Source organism: Sphingomonas sp. J344, assembly GCF_024700005.1.
In the GTDB taxonomy this organism is placed as follows: Bacteria; Pseudomonadota; Alphaproteobacteria; order Sphingomonadales; family Sphingomonadaceae; genus Sphingomonas.
Genome location: NZ_JAJONB010000001.1, coordinates 1,057,725 through 1,073,623, shown reverse-complemented (window position 1 = coordinate 1,073,623; position 15,899 = coordinate 1,057,725). Strand labels below are relative to the sequence as shown.

Sequence of the window (15,899 nt, the reverse complement as noted above, 5' to 3'; positions counted from 1 at the left end):
CGAAATGGTATGAAGACCCCTTGAAGTGTTACGACCAATTGGTTAGTCCAATGGGTATAGAGAACAGATTGAGGGGATCGGGATGCGGATTGGGGCACTCATTGCAGTTGCGGTGATCGCCGCGCCGATGCCCGCGTTCGCCGCAGACTATCTCGTCGCCGACCCCGCCGCCTATGCCGCTGCGGTCAAGAAAGCGAAGCCCGGCGATCGCATCATCCTGCGCGACGGGGTGTGGCGCGACTTCCAGATCGTCTTTACCGGGCGCGGCACCGCCGACAATCCGATCACGCTGACCGCACAGACCCCGGGCAGGGTCATCATTTCCGGTCAGTCCAACCTGCGCATCGGCGGCGAACATCTCGTCGTCTCCAACCTCGTCTTCCGCAACGGCTTTTCGCCGACCAAGGAACTGATCGCGCTCCGCCGCGATTCGAAGACGCCCGCATCGCACACGCGCCTGACCGGCATCGTGGTCGATCGCTTCACCAATCCCGATCGTCGCGCGGAGGATATCTGGGTTGCGCTCTATGGCACCGACAACCGCGTCGACCACAGCTGGTTCGCGGGCAAGGGCAATGGCGGCGTCACCCTCGCGGTGATCCGGCCCAAGGGACAGGGGCAGGAGAACCGCGCACGCATCGACCATAATTTCTTCGGCCCGCGCCCCCGCTCGGCTCCAACGGTGGCGAGACGATCCGCATCGGCACCAGCGACGAATCGCTCAGCGATTCGAAGTCGATCGTCGAGAATAACTGGTTCGAACGCTGCGATGGCGAGGTCGAGATCGTCTCGGTCAAGGCCGGTGGCAACATCATCCGCGGCAACATGGTCGTCGAATCGCAGGGCGCGATCGTGCTGCGCCACGGCAACGGCAATCTGGTCGAGCGCAACATCTTCCTGGGGCGCGGCAAGCCGTCGACCGGGGGTATCCGCGTGATCAACCGTGACCAGATCGTACGGCACAATTATCTGGAAGGCGTCACCGGCACCTCGTTCCTCAGCGCCATCGCCGTGATGCACGGCGTGCCCAATTCGACGATCAATCGCTATCACCAGGTCGCCAATGCGGTGATCGAACGCAATACGATCGTGGACGCCGCGCGCATCACCTTCGGCGCGGGGGCGGATGCCGAACGCAGCGCGCCGCCGGTGTCGAGCAGGTTCGAGCGCAACCTGATCTACACCGCATCGGGCAAGGATATCGTCCGGGTCGAGGGCGATGCGTCGGGCATCGCCATGGCCGGCAACGTCCAGTCCGGCCCGGCACCCAAGGGGCTGACCGGTTTCGCGCGGGCCGACATCAAGCTGGTTCGCGCGGCCAATGGCCTGCTCTATCCCGCCGACCCCGCGCTCGCGAACGTCGGCGCGCCCCGCGACCTCGTCATGCTCAAGCGCGAGGATGCCGGCCCGGCCTGGTATCCCAAGGACGCCGCCGCCGCGAGCGGTCGCACGCTCGACGCGGCCCCCGGCGCGCTGGCGCAGGCGGTGGCAGCATCCGGCCCCGGCGACACGATCCGCGTCGCCCCCGGCACGCATCGCGTCACAGCGCCGATCCCGGTCGGCCACAGCCTGACGCTCACCGGCCCGCGCGCCGCGATCCTCGAAAGCGCGTCGCCGACCCTGTTCCAGCTGCTCCCCGGCGGAAGTCTTCACTTCAGCGGCGTCACCCTCTCCGGCGTCGCTGCCTCACCGGCTGCGGCGCGCGCCGCCCTCATTCGCGCGCCGCAGTCGGTGAGCATTTTGAACTATCGCGTGTCGCTGACCGATGTCGCCGTGCGCGGCGCGGGCGATGTCATCGCGACGACTGCAGGCACCTTCGCCGAGGATATCGAAATCCGCCGCTCGAGCTTCGCCAACGTCTCCGGTGCGGTGGTCGCAGCCGCCGCCGAGACCGGCAGCAAGGGCCTGTACAGTGCCGAGCGGATCACCGTCGCCGACAGCGACTTCACCGATGTGGCGACCATCGCCGATGTCGCGCGGCTCGGAACTGATGAAAGCACCTTCGGTCCGTGGTTCGCGATGACCGGCAACCGCGTTGCCGGCGGCGGTGCGGTGCGCCTCTCGCGGGGTTCAGAATGTCACGATCAGCGGCAACCGGTTTGAGCGGGCAGGGGGCATCGCCATCGCCAACAGCGTCGGCGCGCCGGTGGTGCGGATCACCGCCAATGTCTTCGCCGCGACGCCCGAACCGGCAATCACCCGTCTCTACCCACAGGGAGCGCCCGACATTCTGGTCGCCGACAACCGCGTCGAGGCGCTGCAATGATCCGCATCACGCTCGCCGCATTGCTGCTCGCCAGCGCCGCGCCCGCCTTCGCGCAGGACGCTGCGACCGCGCCCGTCCTCACCAGCCTCGAAGCCTATCGCGCGATGACCGCCGGCGCCGAGTCCGCCCCGCTGTTTGCGCGCGAGCTCGCCGCCGCACGCAAATCGGTCGATGCCGCCATCCGTGCGGGGATCGACGTGCCGATCCCAAAAGATCGCGGCGGCGGGCCGACGCATGAGCGGCACAAGGCGAACTACAAGCTGATCCAGCAGGCGGGGACGCTCTACCGGGTGACCGGCGAGCGCCGCTACGCCGACTATGTCCGCGACTTGCTGCTCGCCTATGCGAAGCTGTATCCGACGCTTGCGAACCACCCTGCCGCGTCGAATCAGGTGCCGGGCCGGCTGTTCTGGCAGAGCCTTAACGACAGCGTCTGGCTGGTCCATGCGATCCAGGGTTACGACGCGGTCCGCGCCGACCTGACCGCTGCCGAGCGCAAGACGATCGACGAGCAGGTGTTCCGTCGCATTGCCGCGTGGCTGACCAGCGAGCCCAAGACGTTCGACCGCATTCACAATCATTCGACCTGGGCCAATGCCGGGGTCGGCATGACCGGTTACGTCCTGCGCGATCCCGTATTGGTCGAGCAGGCACTCAAGGGCAGCGACCGCTCGGGCAAGGTTGGCTTCCTGCGTCAGCTCGATGAACTCTTCTCCCCCGACGGCTACTATGCCGAGGGGCCGTACTATCAGCGCTACGCGCTCCAGCCCTTCGTCGTGTTCGCGCAGGCGATCGAGGCGAACGAGCCGCAGCGAAAGATCTTCACCTACCGCGACGGGATCGTGCTCAAGGCGATCCGTACCGCGATCCAGACCAGCTACGGCGGCTATTTCTTCCCGATCAACGACGCGATGCCCGACAAGAGCCTCAAGACCGAGGAACTCTATCAGGGTGTAGCCATCGGCTATGCCGCGACCCGCGATCCCGGCCTGCTCGGCATCGCCAAATGGCAGGACAAGGTCGCCCTCTCGCCCGAGGGCTTCGCGGTCGCGCGCGACATTGCGGCGAGAAAGGCCAAACCCTTTGCCTTCGCCTCCACCCTGCTCCGCGACGGGCCACAGGGCCGCGACGGCGCGCTCGCCATCCTGCGCTCCGGTCCGCACGACACCGCGCAGGTGGTCGTCGCCAAGAATACGGCGCAGGGCATGGGCCACGGCCATTTCGACAAGCTCAACTGGCTGCTCTACGACAATGGCCAGGCGGTGGTGACAGATTACGGCGCCGCCCGCTTCCTCAATATCGAGGCGAAGGACGGCGGTCGTTACCTTCCCGAAAACGACAGCTGGGCGCAGCAGAGCGTCGCGCACAACACGCTGGTCGTGAACGAAACCAGCCATTTCGACGCGAAGCTCGCGCCGGCTGAAAAGGTGGCGCCGGTCCAGTTGGCGTTCCAGGGCGAAGGACCGGCCCGCTATTCGATCGGCGAGATGGCGGGTGCCTATCCCGGCATCGTCTTCCGCCGCGCGCTGGTCCAGATCGACATGGGCAAGAACGCCCCGCTCGTCCTCGATCTGATGACCGTAAAGAACGCAGGCAAGGCAACCTATGACCTGCCGCTCCACTTCGCCGGGCACATCATCGATACCGACGTGAAACTGGCATCGAACGTCACCACCCGCCCGGTGCTGGGCAAGGCGAACGGCTATCAGCATCTCTGGGTCGATGCGACGGGGCCGCTTGCGAACGGGCAGGGGCGCGTTACCTGGATCAATCAGGGGCGCTTCTACAGTTACCGCATGGCGACGCCCGGCGCGCAGCTGATCGTCGCCGAAAGCGGCGCGAACGATCCGCGCTTCAACCTGCGCCGTGAACCGGTGCTGATCCAGCGGCTGAGCGGGGCAGGGGACGCCGCGTTCCTCAGCCTGCTCGAACCGCATGGCCGCTACGACGCCGCGACCGAGACCACGACCGGCAGCCGCAGCGCGGTGACCGGCCTGACCATGACCGAAACGGGCGGCGCGCGCGTCGCGACGATCACCCTCACCGGCGGGCGCAGCATCCTGATCGCCATCGCCACCGACACCACTGCGGGCAAGGCGCACAGCGTCACCGTGAACGGGCGCAAGCTCGACTGGAGCGGCCCGGTCGGCCGGTTCGATGGAGAGAGCAAATGAAATCCGGGTTCCGCTGGTGGATCATCGGCCTGATCGCGATCGCGACGGTCATCAATTACATCGACCGCAATGCGCTTGCGGTGATGTGGCCTGAAGTCGCCAAGGACATCGGCGCGACCAAGGAAGATTATGCGCTGCTGGTGACCATCTTCATGGTTTTCTACGCGCTCGGCCAGTCGATCTTCGGCAAGATTTTCGACGTGGTCGGCACCCGCATGGGCTTCGCCATCTCGATCGTCGTCTGGTCGCTGTCGATCGCCGCGCACAGTCTGGTCCGCTCGATGCTCGTCCTGGGCGTGCTCCGCGCTGCGCTCGGCGTCAGCGAGGCGGGCAACTGGCCCGGCGCGGCCAAGGCCAACGCCACCTGGTTCCCGCGCTCCGAACGCGCCTTTGCGCAGGGGATTTTCAACGCCGGCGCGTCGATGGGCGCGATCGTGTCCGCGCCGCTGATCGCGATCCTGTTCGGCTTTGTCGGCTGGCGGACGACCTTCGTCATCATCGGCGTGTTCGGCTTCCTGTGGCTGCTGCCGTGGATCTGGGTCTACAAATCCGACCCCGACGCCCACCCCTGGCTCAGCAAGGCCGAGCGCGAACACATCCTCGGCGCGAACGAGGCGGAGGGCGGCGTAAAGAGCGCCGGCTACGCCCCCTCGATGGGCCAACTGCTGCGCCATCGTCAGGCATGGGCGGTCATGTCGGGCCGCTTCTTCCTCGATCCGATCTGGTGGCTGTTCGTCTCGTGGCTGCCGATCTACCTCAACGAAAGCTTCGGCTTCGACGTCAAGCAGATCGGCATGTTCGCCTGGGTGCCGTTCGTCGGCGCGATGGCCGGATCGCTGTCGGGCGGCTGGCTGTCGGGCAAGCTCATCCAGCGCGGCTGGAGTACCGACCGGGCGCGAAAGAGCGTGATTGCGCTCGGCTGCATCATCATGCTGCCCGCACTGCTGCTCACCGCGACCGCCGCGACGCCGCTCTATGCCGTGCTGCTGATCGCCGCGATCCTGTTCGGCTTTCAGGTCGCGATCAACAATATCCAGACGCTGCCGTCCGACTGGTTCGGCGGTGGCGCAGTCGGCTCGCTCGCCGGGATCAGCGGCACGGCGGCGGTCGCGGGCACGCTGATCACCACCTGGCTGGTCCCGTCGATGACCGCGACCAGCTTCGCACCGATCTTCATCCTCGGCGCGGCGCTCGTGCCGCTGTCGCTGATCTGCATCTTCATCGGCGGGCGCATCGAGCCCGTCCAATCGAACACTCAAGACCAAGGGGCATAAATGCGTTTCAAGGACAAGCTCGCCATCGTCACCGGTGGCGGTCGCGACATCGGCCGTTCGATCTCGCTGCGACTCGCGGCAGAGGGCGCGAAGGTCGTCATCAACTATCGCAGCGACGAGGCAGCGGCACAGGACACACTGGCTACGGTCGAGGCAGCAGGCGGCACCGCGTTGCTCCACCGCGCCGATGTGACGAAGTCCGACGAGGTCGCCGAGCTGATCGCTGCGGCGGCACAGTTCGGCGGCGGCGCGATCGACGTGCTCGTCAACTGCGCGGGCGGCATGGTCGCGCGCAAGACGCTGTCCGAGATGGACGAAGCGTTCTTCGACACCGTCATGGACCTGAACTTCAAGTCCGCCTTCCTCGTTACCAAGGCGGCGCTCCCGCACCTCGCCAGGGGGTCGGCGATCGTCAACCTGTCCTCGCTCGCCGCGCGCGACGGCGGCGGGCCGGGCGCGAGCATCTATGCCGCGTCGAAGGGCGCGCTGACCACGCTGACGCGCGGCTGGGCGAAGGAGCTGGGTCCGCAGGGCATCCGCGTCAACGCGCTGTGCCCGGGCCTGATCGGCACTAGCTTCCACGACATCTTCTCCAAGCCCGAGGGACGCGCCGCGGTCGCCGGCAACACCCCCGCTGCGCCGCGAAGGCCATCCCGACGAGGTCGCTGCCGCAGTGGCATTCCTCGCCTCCGACGATGCCTCCTTCCTCACCGGACTCAACATGGACATCAACGGGGGGCTCGCCTTCTCATGACCCGCATCCTCGCCACCGCCGCGCTCGCCGCCGTCGCCCTCGCGCTGGCTCCCGCCATTGCCAGGGCGCAGACGAAGGAGCGCACCGACGCACCGCCGCTTCAGCCGTACAAGATCGTGCTGGTCGGCGATTCGACGATGGCGGTGGCGAGCGGCTGGGGGTCGATGTTCTGTGCCCGTCACGTCAAGTCCTCGGTCGCCTGCCTCAATGCGGGGCGCGGCGGGCGTTCGACGCGCAGCTATCGGCAGGAAGGCGGCTGGGACATCGCGCTGGCCGAGGCGAAGGTGCCGGGTTATCGCGCCACCTATGTGCTGATCCAGTTCGGCCATAACGACCAGTCGAGTGTCCCCGAGCGCTGGACCGACCGCACCACCGAATTCCCCGCGAATTTGACGAAGATGGTCGAGGAGGTCCGCGCCGCTGGGGGAATTCCCGTCCTCGTCACCCCATTGACCCGCCGCGTGTTCAAGAGCGGCAAGCTCGACAACAATCTCGACGAATGGTCGGAAGAGGTGCGCAAGGTCGCGACCGCGACCAAGACCCCACTGGTCGACCTCAATCGCCGGAGCGCCGCAGTGGTGCAGAAGCTGGGCGCGGAAGACTCGATGGCGCTCGCCCAGGCCGAACCGACGGCCGAGGAACGCGCCGCCGCCAAGGCCGGCACGACGCTCAGGCAGCGCTCGACCGAGGAAGCGCGCGAGCCCGATCTGCCGACCCGGCCCGGCGGCGCGCGCGGCCAGCACACGCGCAAGTTCGACTACACCCATCTCGGGGAAACCGGGGCGGGCGTATTCGCGCGCCTGGTCGCCGACGACCTCGCCCGCGCGGTCCCGGCGCTCGCATCGCAATTGGTGCCCTGACAAATTGGTAGGACCAATTGCGATAATAGGACTAAATAACAGGTTGACAGAATCGCCCTGACCGGCGACCAAGCTGGCATAACATGAACTTTGGGGAGAGGGCCGATGGCCATGCTCGATCAGGCCGCACGCACGCCGCGCGCACTTCGTAACATTCTGCTGGCCGGAGCCGCGCTCCCGCTGTTCGCCGCTGCACCCGCTTTGGCGCAGGACGCCGATGCCGCGGCGGAGGACGAGGTCGTCGTTACCGGCATCCGCGAAACGCTGCGCACCTCGATCGACGTCAAGAAGCGCGAGACCGCGATCGTCGATGCGCTGTCGACCGAGGAAATCGGCGACCTTCCCGCGCTGTCGGTCGGTGAGGCGATCCAGACGATCACCGGCGCGACCACGCACCGCGAAAAGGGCGGTGCATCGGAAATCGCGCTGCGCGGCCTTGGCCCATTCCTCAGCAACACGACCTTCAACGGCCGCGACGCCACCAACGGGTCGGGCGACCGCGCCGTCAACTTCAACCAGTTCCCGTCGGAACTGGTCAACAACATCAAGATCTACAAGTCCCAGCAGGCCGACCTGGTCGAAGGCGGCGTCGCCGGCACGATCGACATCGGCACGCTGCGCCCGCTCGACTTCGGCAAGATGCGCGTGCAGGGCGAGATCAAGGCAAACTACAGCCCCTATCAGGACAAGGTCACCGGTTCGTCGGCCTGGGGCTGGCGCGGTACCCTGTCCTATGTCGACCAGTATCAGCTGGGCGGCCTCGGCGAGGTCGGCATCGCGATCGGCGTCCAGCGCAATTCGACCAACAACCCCGAGGAAACCGTCGCGGGCAGCTCGACCTGGACCGCATGCAACGCGACCATCGTCGTCGCCAACAACAATTGCACCCCGGTCACCCGCCCCCCAGGCAGCGGCCGGCACGCCCTTCTACCTTGCGCCCAACGCGATGGCATGGCGGCAGATCAGCGAAGTCGACACGCGCGACGCGGTGTTCGGCGCGCTGCAATGGCAATTTTCGGACCGGGTCGAACTCAACCTCGACGCACAATGGTCGGACCGGACGTTCGTCGAGAACCGCCGCGACCTCAACATTTCGGAAATGCGCTACGGCCTCACCAACGTCGTCTATGACGAAAATGGCGTGATTCAGCGGATGAACGGCCTCAGCGCGGTCGAATCCACCGCCTCCAACCTGTCGCGCGCCGAGGAATATCTGGGCGCAGGTGCTAACCTGCGCTGGAGCGGCGACCGTCTCACTGTCGCACTCGACGGCGCCTATTCGCGAACCATCCGCACCGAAATCGAGCGTCAGGTCCGCCTGCGCACCGACCCGTTCGACATGAACGGCACCCGCAATTTCTTCGCGACCGCGCCATTTGCCACCAACAGCATGCGCGTCCCCTACACCTATGAAGTGCTGCCGGGGAACTTCGCGCCGACGGTGACCTTCGATCCGCGCTTCGACCCCAACAACCACGCATTGTTCTGGGACGACGCCCGCGCCCGCCGCGACGAAAGCCGCCGCCATAACGAGATCTGGGGCGCGCGCCTCGACCTCGACTACCGGCTCGACGGCTTCATCACCAACATCGCCGTCGGCGGTCGCTGGGCGCAGCAGACCTTCACCGATTACGATGTCCGGAACGAAGTCACGCTCAACCCGTTGGGTCCGCCCGCTGCGGGGCGTGAGGATGCGCGCATCAACACGCTGTGCCGCACCGCCTTCCCGCAGACTGGCTTCCTCGAGCGTGCGGAGGGCAACAGCATCACCAGCTGGGCGACCTTCGACCCGCTGTGCCTGATGCGCGAATATACCGGGTCGGAAGACCCCGGGCGCCCGGCGGACCTGCGCTCGCCCGCCAATCGCGACGTCACCGAAACCACGCTCGCCGGCTATGTGATGGCCGATTATGCGGGCGACCTTGGCGACATGCCGGTGCGCGGCAATGTCGGCGTGCGCGTGGTCAACACGCAGCTGACCTCGGTCGGGCTGCGCAGCGCGTTCACGGTGGTCAACAATCCCGACGGCACGGTCACGCTGACCCCGACGCCGGGGACGTTCGACACGGTGACGCTGGAAGCGCAGACCACCCGGGTCCTGCCGAGCGTCAATGCGATCTTCGAGCTTCAGCCCAACCGGCTGCTGCTCCGCGCCGCTGCATATCGTGCCCTTTCGCGCCCCGCACCCAGCGCGCTCGGTGCCGGCCGCACCTTCGTCCTCGACGCGAGCGGCACCAGCGTCGCCGACGCGATCAATGAAATCCGCGCCAATGGCAGCCCGGCGTTGAAGCCGCTGATGTCGTGGAACGGTGACATCGCGCTCGAATACTATCCGAACCGCGACTCGCTCTTCTCCGCGACGCTCTATTTCAAGGAATTCAGCGGCGGCTTCATCCCGTTCGTCACCAACGAAGACTTTGTGATCGGCGGCCAGAATGTAAGCGTCCCGGTGATCCAGACCGCGAACAGCGACCGCAAGAGCCAGCTCTGGGGCGTCGAGGTCACGCTCGCCAACCGCTTCTCCTGGCTGCCCAAGCCGCTCGACGGGTTTGGCGGCAAGCTCAGCTACAACTATGCCGACACCGATTTCGAGAATGAGGATGTCAGCCTCGGCGACATTCTCGATCCGCTGACCGGCAATGTCAGCGAGGGGATCATCCCGCCGGCTGGCCTCAGCGGCTTCTCCAAGCACGTCGTCTCGGCGCAGCTCTATTACGAGATTGGCGGTTTCTCGCTCCAGGGCATCTACAACTATCGGTCGAGCTATTATCAGGACTTTGTCGGCGGCAACACGCAGCTGCGCTATGTGCGCGGCAACGAGACATTCGACCTGCGCGCCTCGTTCAACGTCAACCGCAACATCTCGCTGCGCGCCGAAGCGACCAACATCTTCGATTCGCCCAAGGTTACCGATATGCCGGTCGTCGGCAGCATCCGGCAGTACCATTATTACGGCCCGCGCTACTTCATCGGCGCGCGGTTCCGGATTTAGGGGCTTGGGGGAGCCGATCGGCACCGCACGCATGGCAAAGCGATGCTCGGAACCCTCTTCGCTTGCGCTTTGGTGCGAAGGCAATAAGGATCGGGCCATGCGAATTGGTGAGGAGCGCAATGGCTGACCGGCTATACCAGGGGATCGCCGACCAGATCACCGCGCTGATCGATCAGGGGTGTTCCCCCCGGCACCCGTTTGCCCGGCGAGCGAGAGCTGGCCGAACGGTTCGGGGTCAGCCGCGTGACGATCCGGGAGGCGGAGATCGCGCTCCAGGCGATCGGTCGGATCGTCATCAAGACGGGATCGGGCGTCTATGTCACCGACGGCAAGTCCGCGCCGACCGACACGCCCCCTTCGGTCAGCGCGTTCGAACTGACCGAGGCGCGCTCGCTGTTCGAAAGCGAGGCGGCGGCGCTTGCTGCGTCCACCGTCACTCCGGAAATGCTCGCCCGGCTCGACGAGCTGCTCGAAATCATGGGTCGCGACGACAGCGACGACGCTGCGTCGACCGAGGCGGATCAGGAATTCCACCTGCTGATCGCTTCGGCATCGGGCAATCAGGCTGTGATCCACGTCATCAAGCAATTGTGGCGGATGCGCACCGAAATGCCCGAAGTGCGGACCACCTATGCCAGCGTGTGTCAGCATGACGGACGCACCCGCCAGCGCGAGCACGCCGCGATCGTCGATGCGCTGCGCGCCGGGGATTCGGGTGGCGCGCGCATCGCGATGCGCCAGCATTTCAACCGCCTGCTCGAAGCGATGCTGGACGCGACCGAAGAGCGCGAGATCAGCGAATTGCGCCGCAAGGCCGCCGAAAGCCGCGAACGCTTCCTGATGACCGCGCGTCTGCGCTAAGGCGCGCAGATGCTTCGCCAGTTCCTGTTTGCCGCGCTCGCGCTCGCGATCCCGCTCTCCACCGCAGCGCAGGACGAGGGCGTGTCCGAATCCGGCGACACCCGCCGCCGTGCGGCCGCCGAGGCGATCCGCGAAAAGATCCGCAACGACGTGCTCGCCCCGACGATCGCGCCGCGCGGTTATGACGTCACACTCGTCGTCTTCTCCGACTATCAATGCGGCTATTGCCGTCGGTTCAGCCCGACGCTCGACGCGTTGATGGCGGAGGACCGAAAGGTTCGCGTCGTCTATCGCGACTGGCCGATCCTTGGCGGCGGCTCCGGCCCCGCTGCGCGCGCCGCGATTGCCGCCAGCTTCCAGAAGAAGCATCTCGCGTTCCACCGCGCGCTGATCGCGCAATCGGGCCGGATCGACGCGGCAAAGATCCGCGCCGCGGCCGATGCCTCCGGCGTCGACTGGAAGCGGCTCGACAGCGACCTGGTCAAACGCAAGGGTGAGATCGACGCCTTGCTCGCGCGGACCAACGACTATGCCCGGTTGCTCGGCTTGACCGGCACCCCCGGCATGATGGTCGGCCCCTATCTCGTCCCCGGTCTGGTCGATCTCCCCACGCTCAAGCGCGCCGTCGCACAGGCGCGCGAGCGGCGCTAGCCGACCCGATCCCGCTCCAGCAATTCCTCTCGGACGTGCACCGCCTGCACCGACAGTCGTACCTCGACCAGAAACGCGACCAGTCCCGCCGTCAGCAACAGCATCGACGCGATGAACGCCACCGCGACCACCACGCCGATGTCGAGATGGACGATCTCCGCCCCGAACAGCAACGCGACCACCAGGCAGATCGCGATCGCGCTCGCCACGCACAGCCAGATCGACGTGTTGATGATCGACAGTCGCCGGTCGATCAGCCGCAGCTCCCACACCTGCCGCTCATGCTCCGCGCCGGTCGACACCGGGTGGAGTTGCTCCAGCTTGCGCGCGCGATCCACCACCCGCGCCATCCGCCCGACAAGCACGTTGAGGATGCCGGCGATGCCCGCCAGCAGGAACACGGGGGCGATCGATATCTGGATCGTCGCGGCGACGGTGGAGATCATCGGGGCCTGCATCGAAAGCCTTTGCTTGGGTTCAGACAAGCTGAACCCGTGGCGGCACCGGCCCGCTCCCCCCACCCGGCCACCCATAGAATACACTGTCGTTGGGTGGCCGGGTGGGGGAGCGGGCCGGTGCCGTTGCTGAGCGCAGCGAAGCAAACACTAGGAGCGCCGCGCGCGAGTGCAAGCACTTCCACCCATTCGTAACGACTTGCCGGTAGAGCGGAGCTATGACGAAGCCGATGCCGCTTGCCGACTTCACGCGCCTGCCGCCCGTGCTGACCGCCAGCATCGGGGACGGGTTGGCGAGCGCGATCGACAGCGTTGCCGCATCCGCCGCGCCAACCCACCGCTTTCTGCGCTATGGATGGTTTGCCGCCGCGCTCCACGTCTATGGCGGTGAAGCGCGCACGCTGACCATATTGCGCGAAGGCGTGCCGGTGCTCGCGCTGCCGCTGATCCCCACTGGCCCCGCGCCACTGCGTCTCGCGCAAGTCCCCGGCTGCTACTGGCCGTTTCGAAGTTTCCCGGTTGCGCAGGAGGCGGGGACCGAGGCGTTCGAGGTCGCGCTCGACCTGCTCGCGCGGCACGCCAACGCGCTGCGCATCGGCCCCGTTTATGACGGCGACCCGGCGCTGGAGGGGCTGCGCGCCGCCGCCGCGACGCGCGGCTGGGTCGCGCTCGACCGCTTCGTCGCCGAAAGCTTCCTGCTCGACATGGCCGCATTGCAGGCCGAAGGCACCTGGCCCCGCAATTCGACCCTGCGCAAGAACCGCTTCCACGAAAAGCATCTCGCCGAACATGGCGAACCCGACTGGAGCTTCGTCAGCGGCGGGGACTGGACCGCGCAGGCGTTCGACGCCCTGGCGGAAATCGAACGCAAGAGCTGGATCGCCGACCGCACCGACGGGCGCGATGCGAAGTTCACCGACACCGGCCACGGCGCATTCTGGCGCGCGGCGGCGCAGGACCCGGTGGTTGCGCAGATGCTGTGGGCCGCAGTGCTGCGCATCGATGGCGAACCCACCGCCTTCTCCTTCGATCTCAACGCCGGGACGCTCAAATACGCGATCGCCAACAGCTATGACCCGCGCGTTGCCAAGCATTCGCCGGGGAAATTGCTCTATTACCGCAACCTCGTCCGTGCGCTCGAGGACGGCATTACCGATGTCGACTGGGGTGCAGGGGACAGCGGTTACAAGCGTGTCATCGGCGCGGACACCGGTCCTGCGATTCGCGACTGGCTGTTTGTGCGGCCGGGACTGCCTGGCGTCGCGGCGCGGCTGCTGCGCCGCCGCTGGCGCGCGAGCGGGGCTGTGGAGCCGAATGGATAGCCTCAGCGCTCCGGTCGCAGGAGCGCATCGCTACGGCGCAACCTCCGCCGCCCGCGCCTGCGCCAGATACAGCGCGAACAGCCCGGCATCATCGGTCCATGCGCGCGTCACGCTCCACCCGCCTGCCGCGAGCAGCAGCCGTGCGTCGCGATCCCCATATTTGTGGCTGTTCTCGGTATGGATCGTCTCGCCCGCCGCGATTGCAAAGCCGCGTCCATCCACTTCGAACGCCACCGCGCGTTTCGCCTCCAGATGCATCTCGATCCGCGCAAGGTCATCGTTCCACTTCGCCACATGCGCAAACGCATCGACCGGGATCGTGCCCGACAGCTCGGCATTGATCCGCTCGATCAGGTTGAGGTTGAACGCCGCCGTCACGCCAGCCGCATCGTCATAGGCGGGAACCAGCACTGCGGGATCCTTGATCCGGTCGATCCCGATCAACAGCGCCGACCCTTCGCCCAGCGACGCCCGCATCGCGCGCAGCAGGTCGACTGCGGCGACAGGCGTCATGTTGCCGATCGTCGATCCGGGAAAAAAGCCCAGCCGCGCCAATCCGCCAATTCCTGCGGGCAGCTTGAGCGGCTTCAGGAAATCCCCCTCCACCGGCTCGACCGCCATCACCGGAAACTGTGCCGCGATTTCCCGCGCGGACGCGCGCAGGAATTCGCCCGAAATGTCGATCGGGACATAGGCGGCCGGGCGCACCGCGCGCAGCAGGATCGGCGTCTTGGCCGACGAACCCGACCCAAACTCGACCACCGCACCGCCCAGGCCCACTTCGCGTGCTACCTCCGGGCACACACGCTCGAGCAGCGCCGTTTCGGTCCGCGTCGGATAATATTCCGGCAACCGCGTGATCGCCTCAAACAGCTCCGACCCGCGCCGGTCGTAAAACCAGCGCGCCGGAATCGCGCGTGGCCGCGCTGCCAGCCCGTTCAGCACATCCGCGCGAAACGCCGGATCGGCCAGACCCGCCTGACCATCCTCGATTTCCCGCTTCAGCATTACAGATCCTTCGCCAGCCGCACCCCGGTGAACTGCCAGCGCTGGTGCGGATAAAAGAAGTTGCGATAGCTGGCGCGCGCATGGCCGCGCGGCGTTGCGCAGCTTCCGCCGCGCAGGGCGAACTGCCCGCTCATGAATTTACCATTATACTCGCCGACCGCGCCCTCGGCGGCGGCAAAGCCGGGATAGGGGCGATAGGCGCTCCCGGTCCATTCCCACACATCGCCGAAGAAGGCAGGGCCGGTGGGGGAGGGGCGCGGCTCGACCGGCCCGGCGCGGTCGAGCTGGTTGCCGCCCACCGGGTCATGTCCCGTCGCCGCGACCTCCCACTCCGCCTCGGTCGGCAATCGCGCGCCTGCCCAGCTGGCATAGGCGTCGGCCTCAAAGAAACTCACATGCGTCACGGGCGCGGCGGGGTCGATCGGCCGCCGCCCGTCCAGCCCGAACCGCGTCCAACCGCCGTCGCGCATCTCCCAATAAAGCGGTGCCTCGATCCGCTGCGCCTGCACCCATGCCCAACCATCGGACAGCCAGTGGCGCGGATCGCGATAACCGCCATCGGCGATGAACGCCGCCCATTCGCCGTTGGTCACCGTCCGGTCGGCAATCGCATGCGGATGCAGCAGCACGCGATGGCGCGGTCCTTCGCAATCGAACGCAAAGCCATCGCCGGTCGCGCCGATCTCGGCGACACCCTCGGCACCTTCGATCCAGCCCATCGGCCCCGGCATCGCCACCGGCACCTTCGGATCGCCCGGCCACACCGCCGGCTCGACCGGATTGCATGAAAACAGATGAAGCAAGTCGGTCAGCAGCAACTCCTGATGCTGCTCCTCATGGTGACAGCCAAGCTCGACCAGCGCCAACACCGCCTCGGGCAAATCCGGCAGCGCGTCGATCACCGCCGCTTCCACCGCCGCGCGGTACGCCAGCACCTCGTCCAGCGTCGGCCGCGTCACCATCCCCCGCCGCGCCCGCGCATGGCGCTGTCCCTCGGCCTCGTAATAGCTGTTGAACAGGAACGGGAAGCGGTCGTCGTGCAGCCGATAGTCTGGCACATGATCGCGCAATACGAACGTCTCGAAGAACCAGGTCGTATGCGCCAGATGCCATTTGGCGGGGGAGGCGTCGTCCATCGACTGGACGCACGCATCGGCGTCGGACAGCGAGGCGGCGAGATTGGCGGTCAGCGCGCGAACCTTGCGGAACCGCGTTTCAAGCGTTGAACTGCACGCGACGGGACTCGCACTCGTTCGCATTTTGTTCCTGTAACCCGAAACCG

The 15,899-nt window shown here is 66.6% G+C and carries 12 protein-coding genes and 3 pseudogenes; 12 read left to right on the top strand and 3 right to left on the bottom strand.

The window, feature by feature from the left end:
* Nucleotides 1-82: 82 nt before the first annotated feature.
* From LRS12_RS05395 to LRS12_RS05345, 11 genes and pseudogenes are all read left to right on the top strand, one after another.
* A pseudogene (locus tag LRS12_RS05395) lies at nucleotides 83-2,103 on the top strand (chondroitinase-B domain-containing protein).
* Nucleotides 2,048-2,266: a hypothetical protein gene (locus LRS12_RS05390; RefSeq protein WP_257843667.1), complete on the top strand. Its 219-nt coding sequence runs from the start codon at nucleotides 2,048-2,050 to the stop codon at nucleotides 2,264-2,266. The pseudogene LRS12_RS05395 and the gene LRS12_RS05390 overlap by 56 nt, the downstream one beginning before the upstream one ends.
* On the top strand, nucleotides 2,263-4,440 hold the full coding sequence (locus LRS12_RS05385; protein ID WP_257843666.1) for an alginate lyase family protein: 2,178 nt from the start codon (nucleotides 2,263-2,265) through the stop codon (nucleotides 4,438-4,440). The genes LRS12_RS05390 and LRS12_RS05385 overlap by 4 nt, the downstream gene beginning before the upstream one ends.
* Entirely contained in the window at nucleotides 4,437-5,714 is a 1,278-nt protein-coding gene (locus tag LRS12_RS05380) for an MFS transporter (RefSeq protein ID WP_257843665.1), read from the top strand. The genes LRS12_RS05385 and LRS12_RS05380 overlap by 4 nt, the downstream gene beginning before the upstream one ends.
* Nucleotides 5,715-6,281 (top strand): annotated as a pseudogene (locus LRS12_RS05375) (SDR family NAD(P)-dependent oxidoreductase); the annotation flags it as partial.
* 106 nt (nucleotides 6,282-6,387) lie between these two features.
* Nucleotides 6,388-6,468 carry a hypothetical protein gene (locus tag LRS12_RS05370; protein ID WP_257845435.1) on the top strand — a complete coding sequence of 27 codons (81 nt, stop codon included), beginning with the start codon at nucleotides 6,388-6,390 and terminating at the stop codon, nucleotides 6,466-6,468.
* Nucleotides 6,465-7,328 (top strand): rhamnogalacturonan acetylesterase, encoded by an 864-nt coding sequence (locus tag LRS12_RS05365; protein ID WP_257845434.1) that lies wholly within the window; start codon nucleotides 6,465-6,467, stop codon nucleotides 7,326-7,328. Before LRS12_RS05370 ends, LRS12_RS05365 begins: the two co-directional genes overlap by 4 nt.
* Before the next feature lie 105 nt (nucleotides 7,329-7,433).
* Nucleotides 7,434-7,865 (top strand): annotated as a pseudogene (locus LRS12_RS05360) (TonB-dependent receptor plug domain-containing protein); the annotation flags it as partial.
* 409 nt (nucleotides 7,866-8,274) lie between these two features.
* On the top strand, nucleotides 8,275-10,320 hold the full coding sequence (locus tag LRS12_RS05355) for a TonB-dependent receptor (RefSeq protein WP_257843664.1): 2,046 nt from the start codon (nucleotides 8,275-8,277) through the stop codon (nucleotides 10,318-10,320).
* Nucleotides 10,321-10,518: 198 nt separating this feature from the next.
* Nucleotides 10,519-11,181, top strand: coding sequence for a FadR/GntR family transcriptional regulator (locus tag LRS12_RS05350; protein ID WP_257843663.1), 663 nt, complete (start codon nucleotides 10,519-10,521; stop codon nucleotides 11,179-11,181).
* 9 nt (nucleotides 11,182-11,190) lie between these two features.
* Nucleotides 11,191-11,832, top strand: a complete 642-nt coding sequence (locus LRS12_RS05345; RefSeq protein ID WP_257843662.1) for a DsbA family protein — start codon at nucleotides 11,191-11,193, stop codon at nucleotides 11,830-11,832.
* On the opposite strand, the gene LRS12_RS05340 is transcribed toward LRS12_RS05345, so the two are convergent.
* A complete protein-coding gene (locus LRS12_RS05340; protein WP_257843661.1) occupies nucleotides 11,829-12,278 on the bottom strand; it encodes a DUF2721 domain-containing protein in 450 nt (149 codons plus the stop codon). The two genes, LRS12_RS05345 and LRS12_RS05340, sit on opposite strands and share 4 nt — an antisense overlap.
* Nucleotides 12,279-12,505: 227 nt before the next feature.
* Here LRS12_RS05340 and LRS12_RS05335 point away from each other — a divergent pair, with 227 nt between their 5' ends.
* Complete coding sequence (locus LRS12_RS05335) at nucleotides 12,506-13,609, top strand: GNAT family N-acetyltransferase (RefSeq protein ID WP_257843660.1); 1,104 nt, start codon at nucleotides 12,506-12,508, stop codon at nucleotides 13,607-13,609.
* Nucleotides 13,610-13,639: 30 nt separating this feature from the next.
* Here the strand turns inward: LRS12_RS05335 and egtD are convergent, their stop codons facing one another.
* Both egtD and egtB read right to left on the bottom strand, forming a co-directional pair.
* A complete protein-coding gene (egtD, locus tag LRS12_RS05330; RefSeq protein WP_257843659.1) occupies nucleotides 13,640-14,617 on the bottom strand; it encodes an L-histidine N(alpha)-methyltransferase in 978 nt (325 codons plus the stop codon).
* On the bottom strand, nucleotides 14,617-15,876 hold the full coding sequence (gene egtB, locus LRS12_RS05325) for an ergothioneine biosynthesis protein EgtB (RefSeq protein ID WP_257843658.1): 1,260 nt from the start codon (nucleotides 15,874-15,876) through the stop codon (nucleotides 14,617-14,619). Before egtB ends, egtD begins: the two co-directional genes overlap by 1 nt.
* Nucleotides 15,877-15,899: the final 23 nt, after the last annotated feature.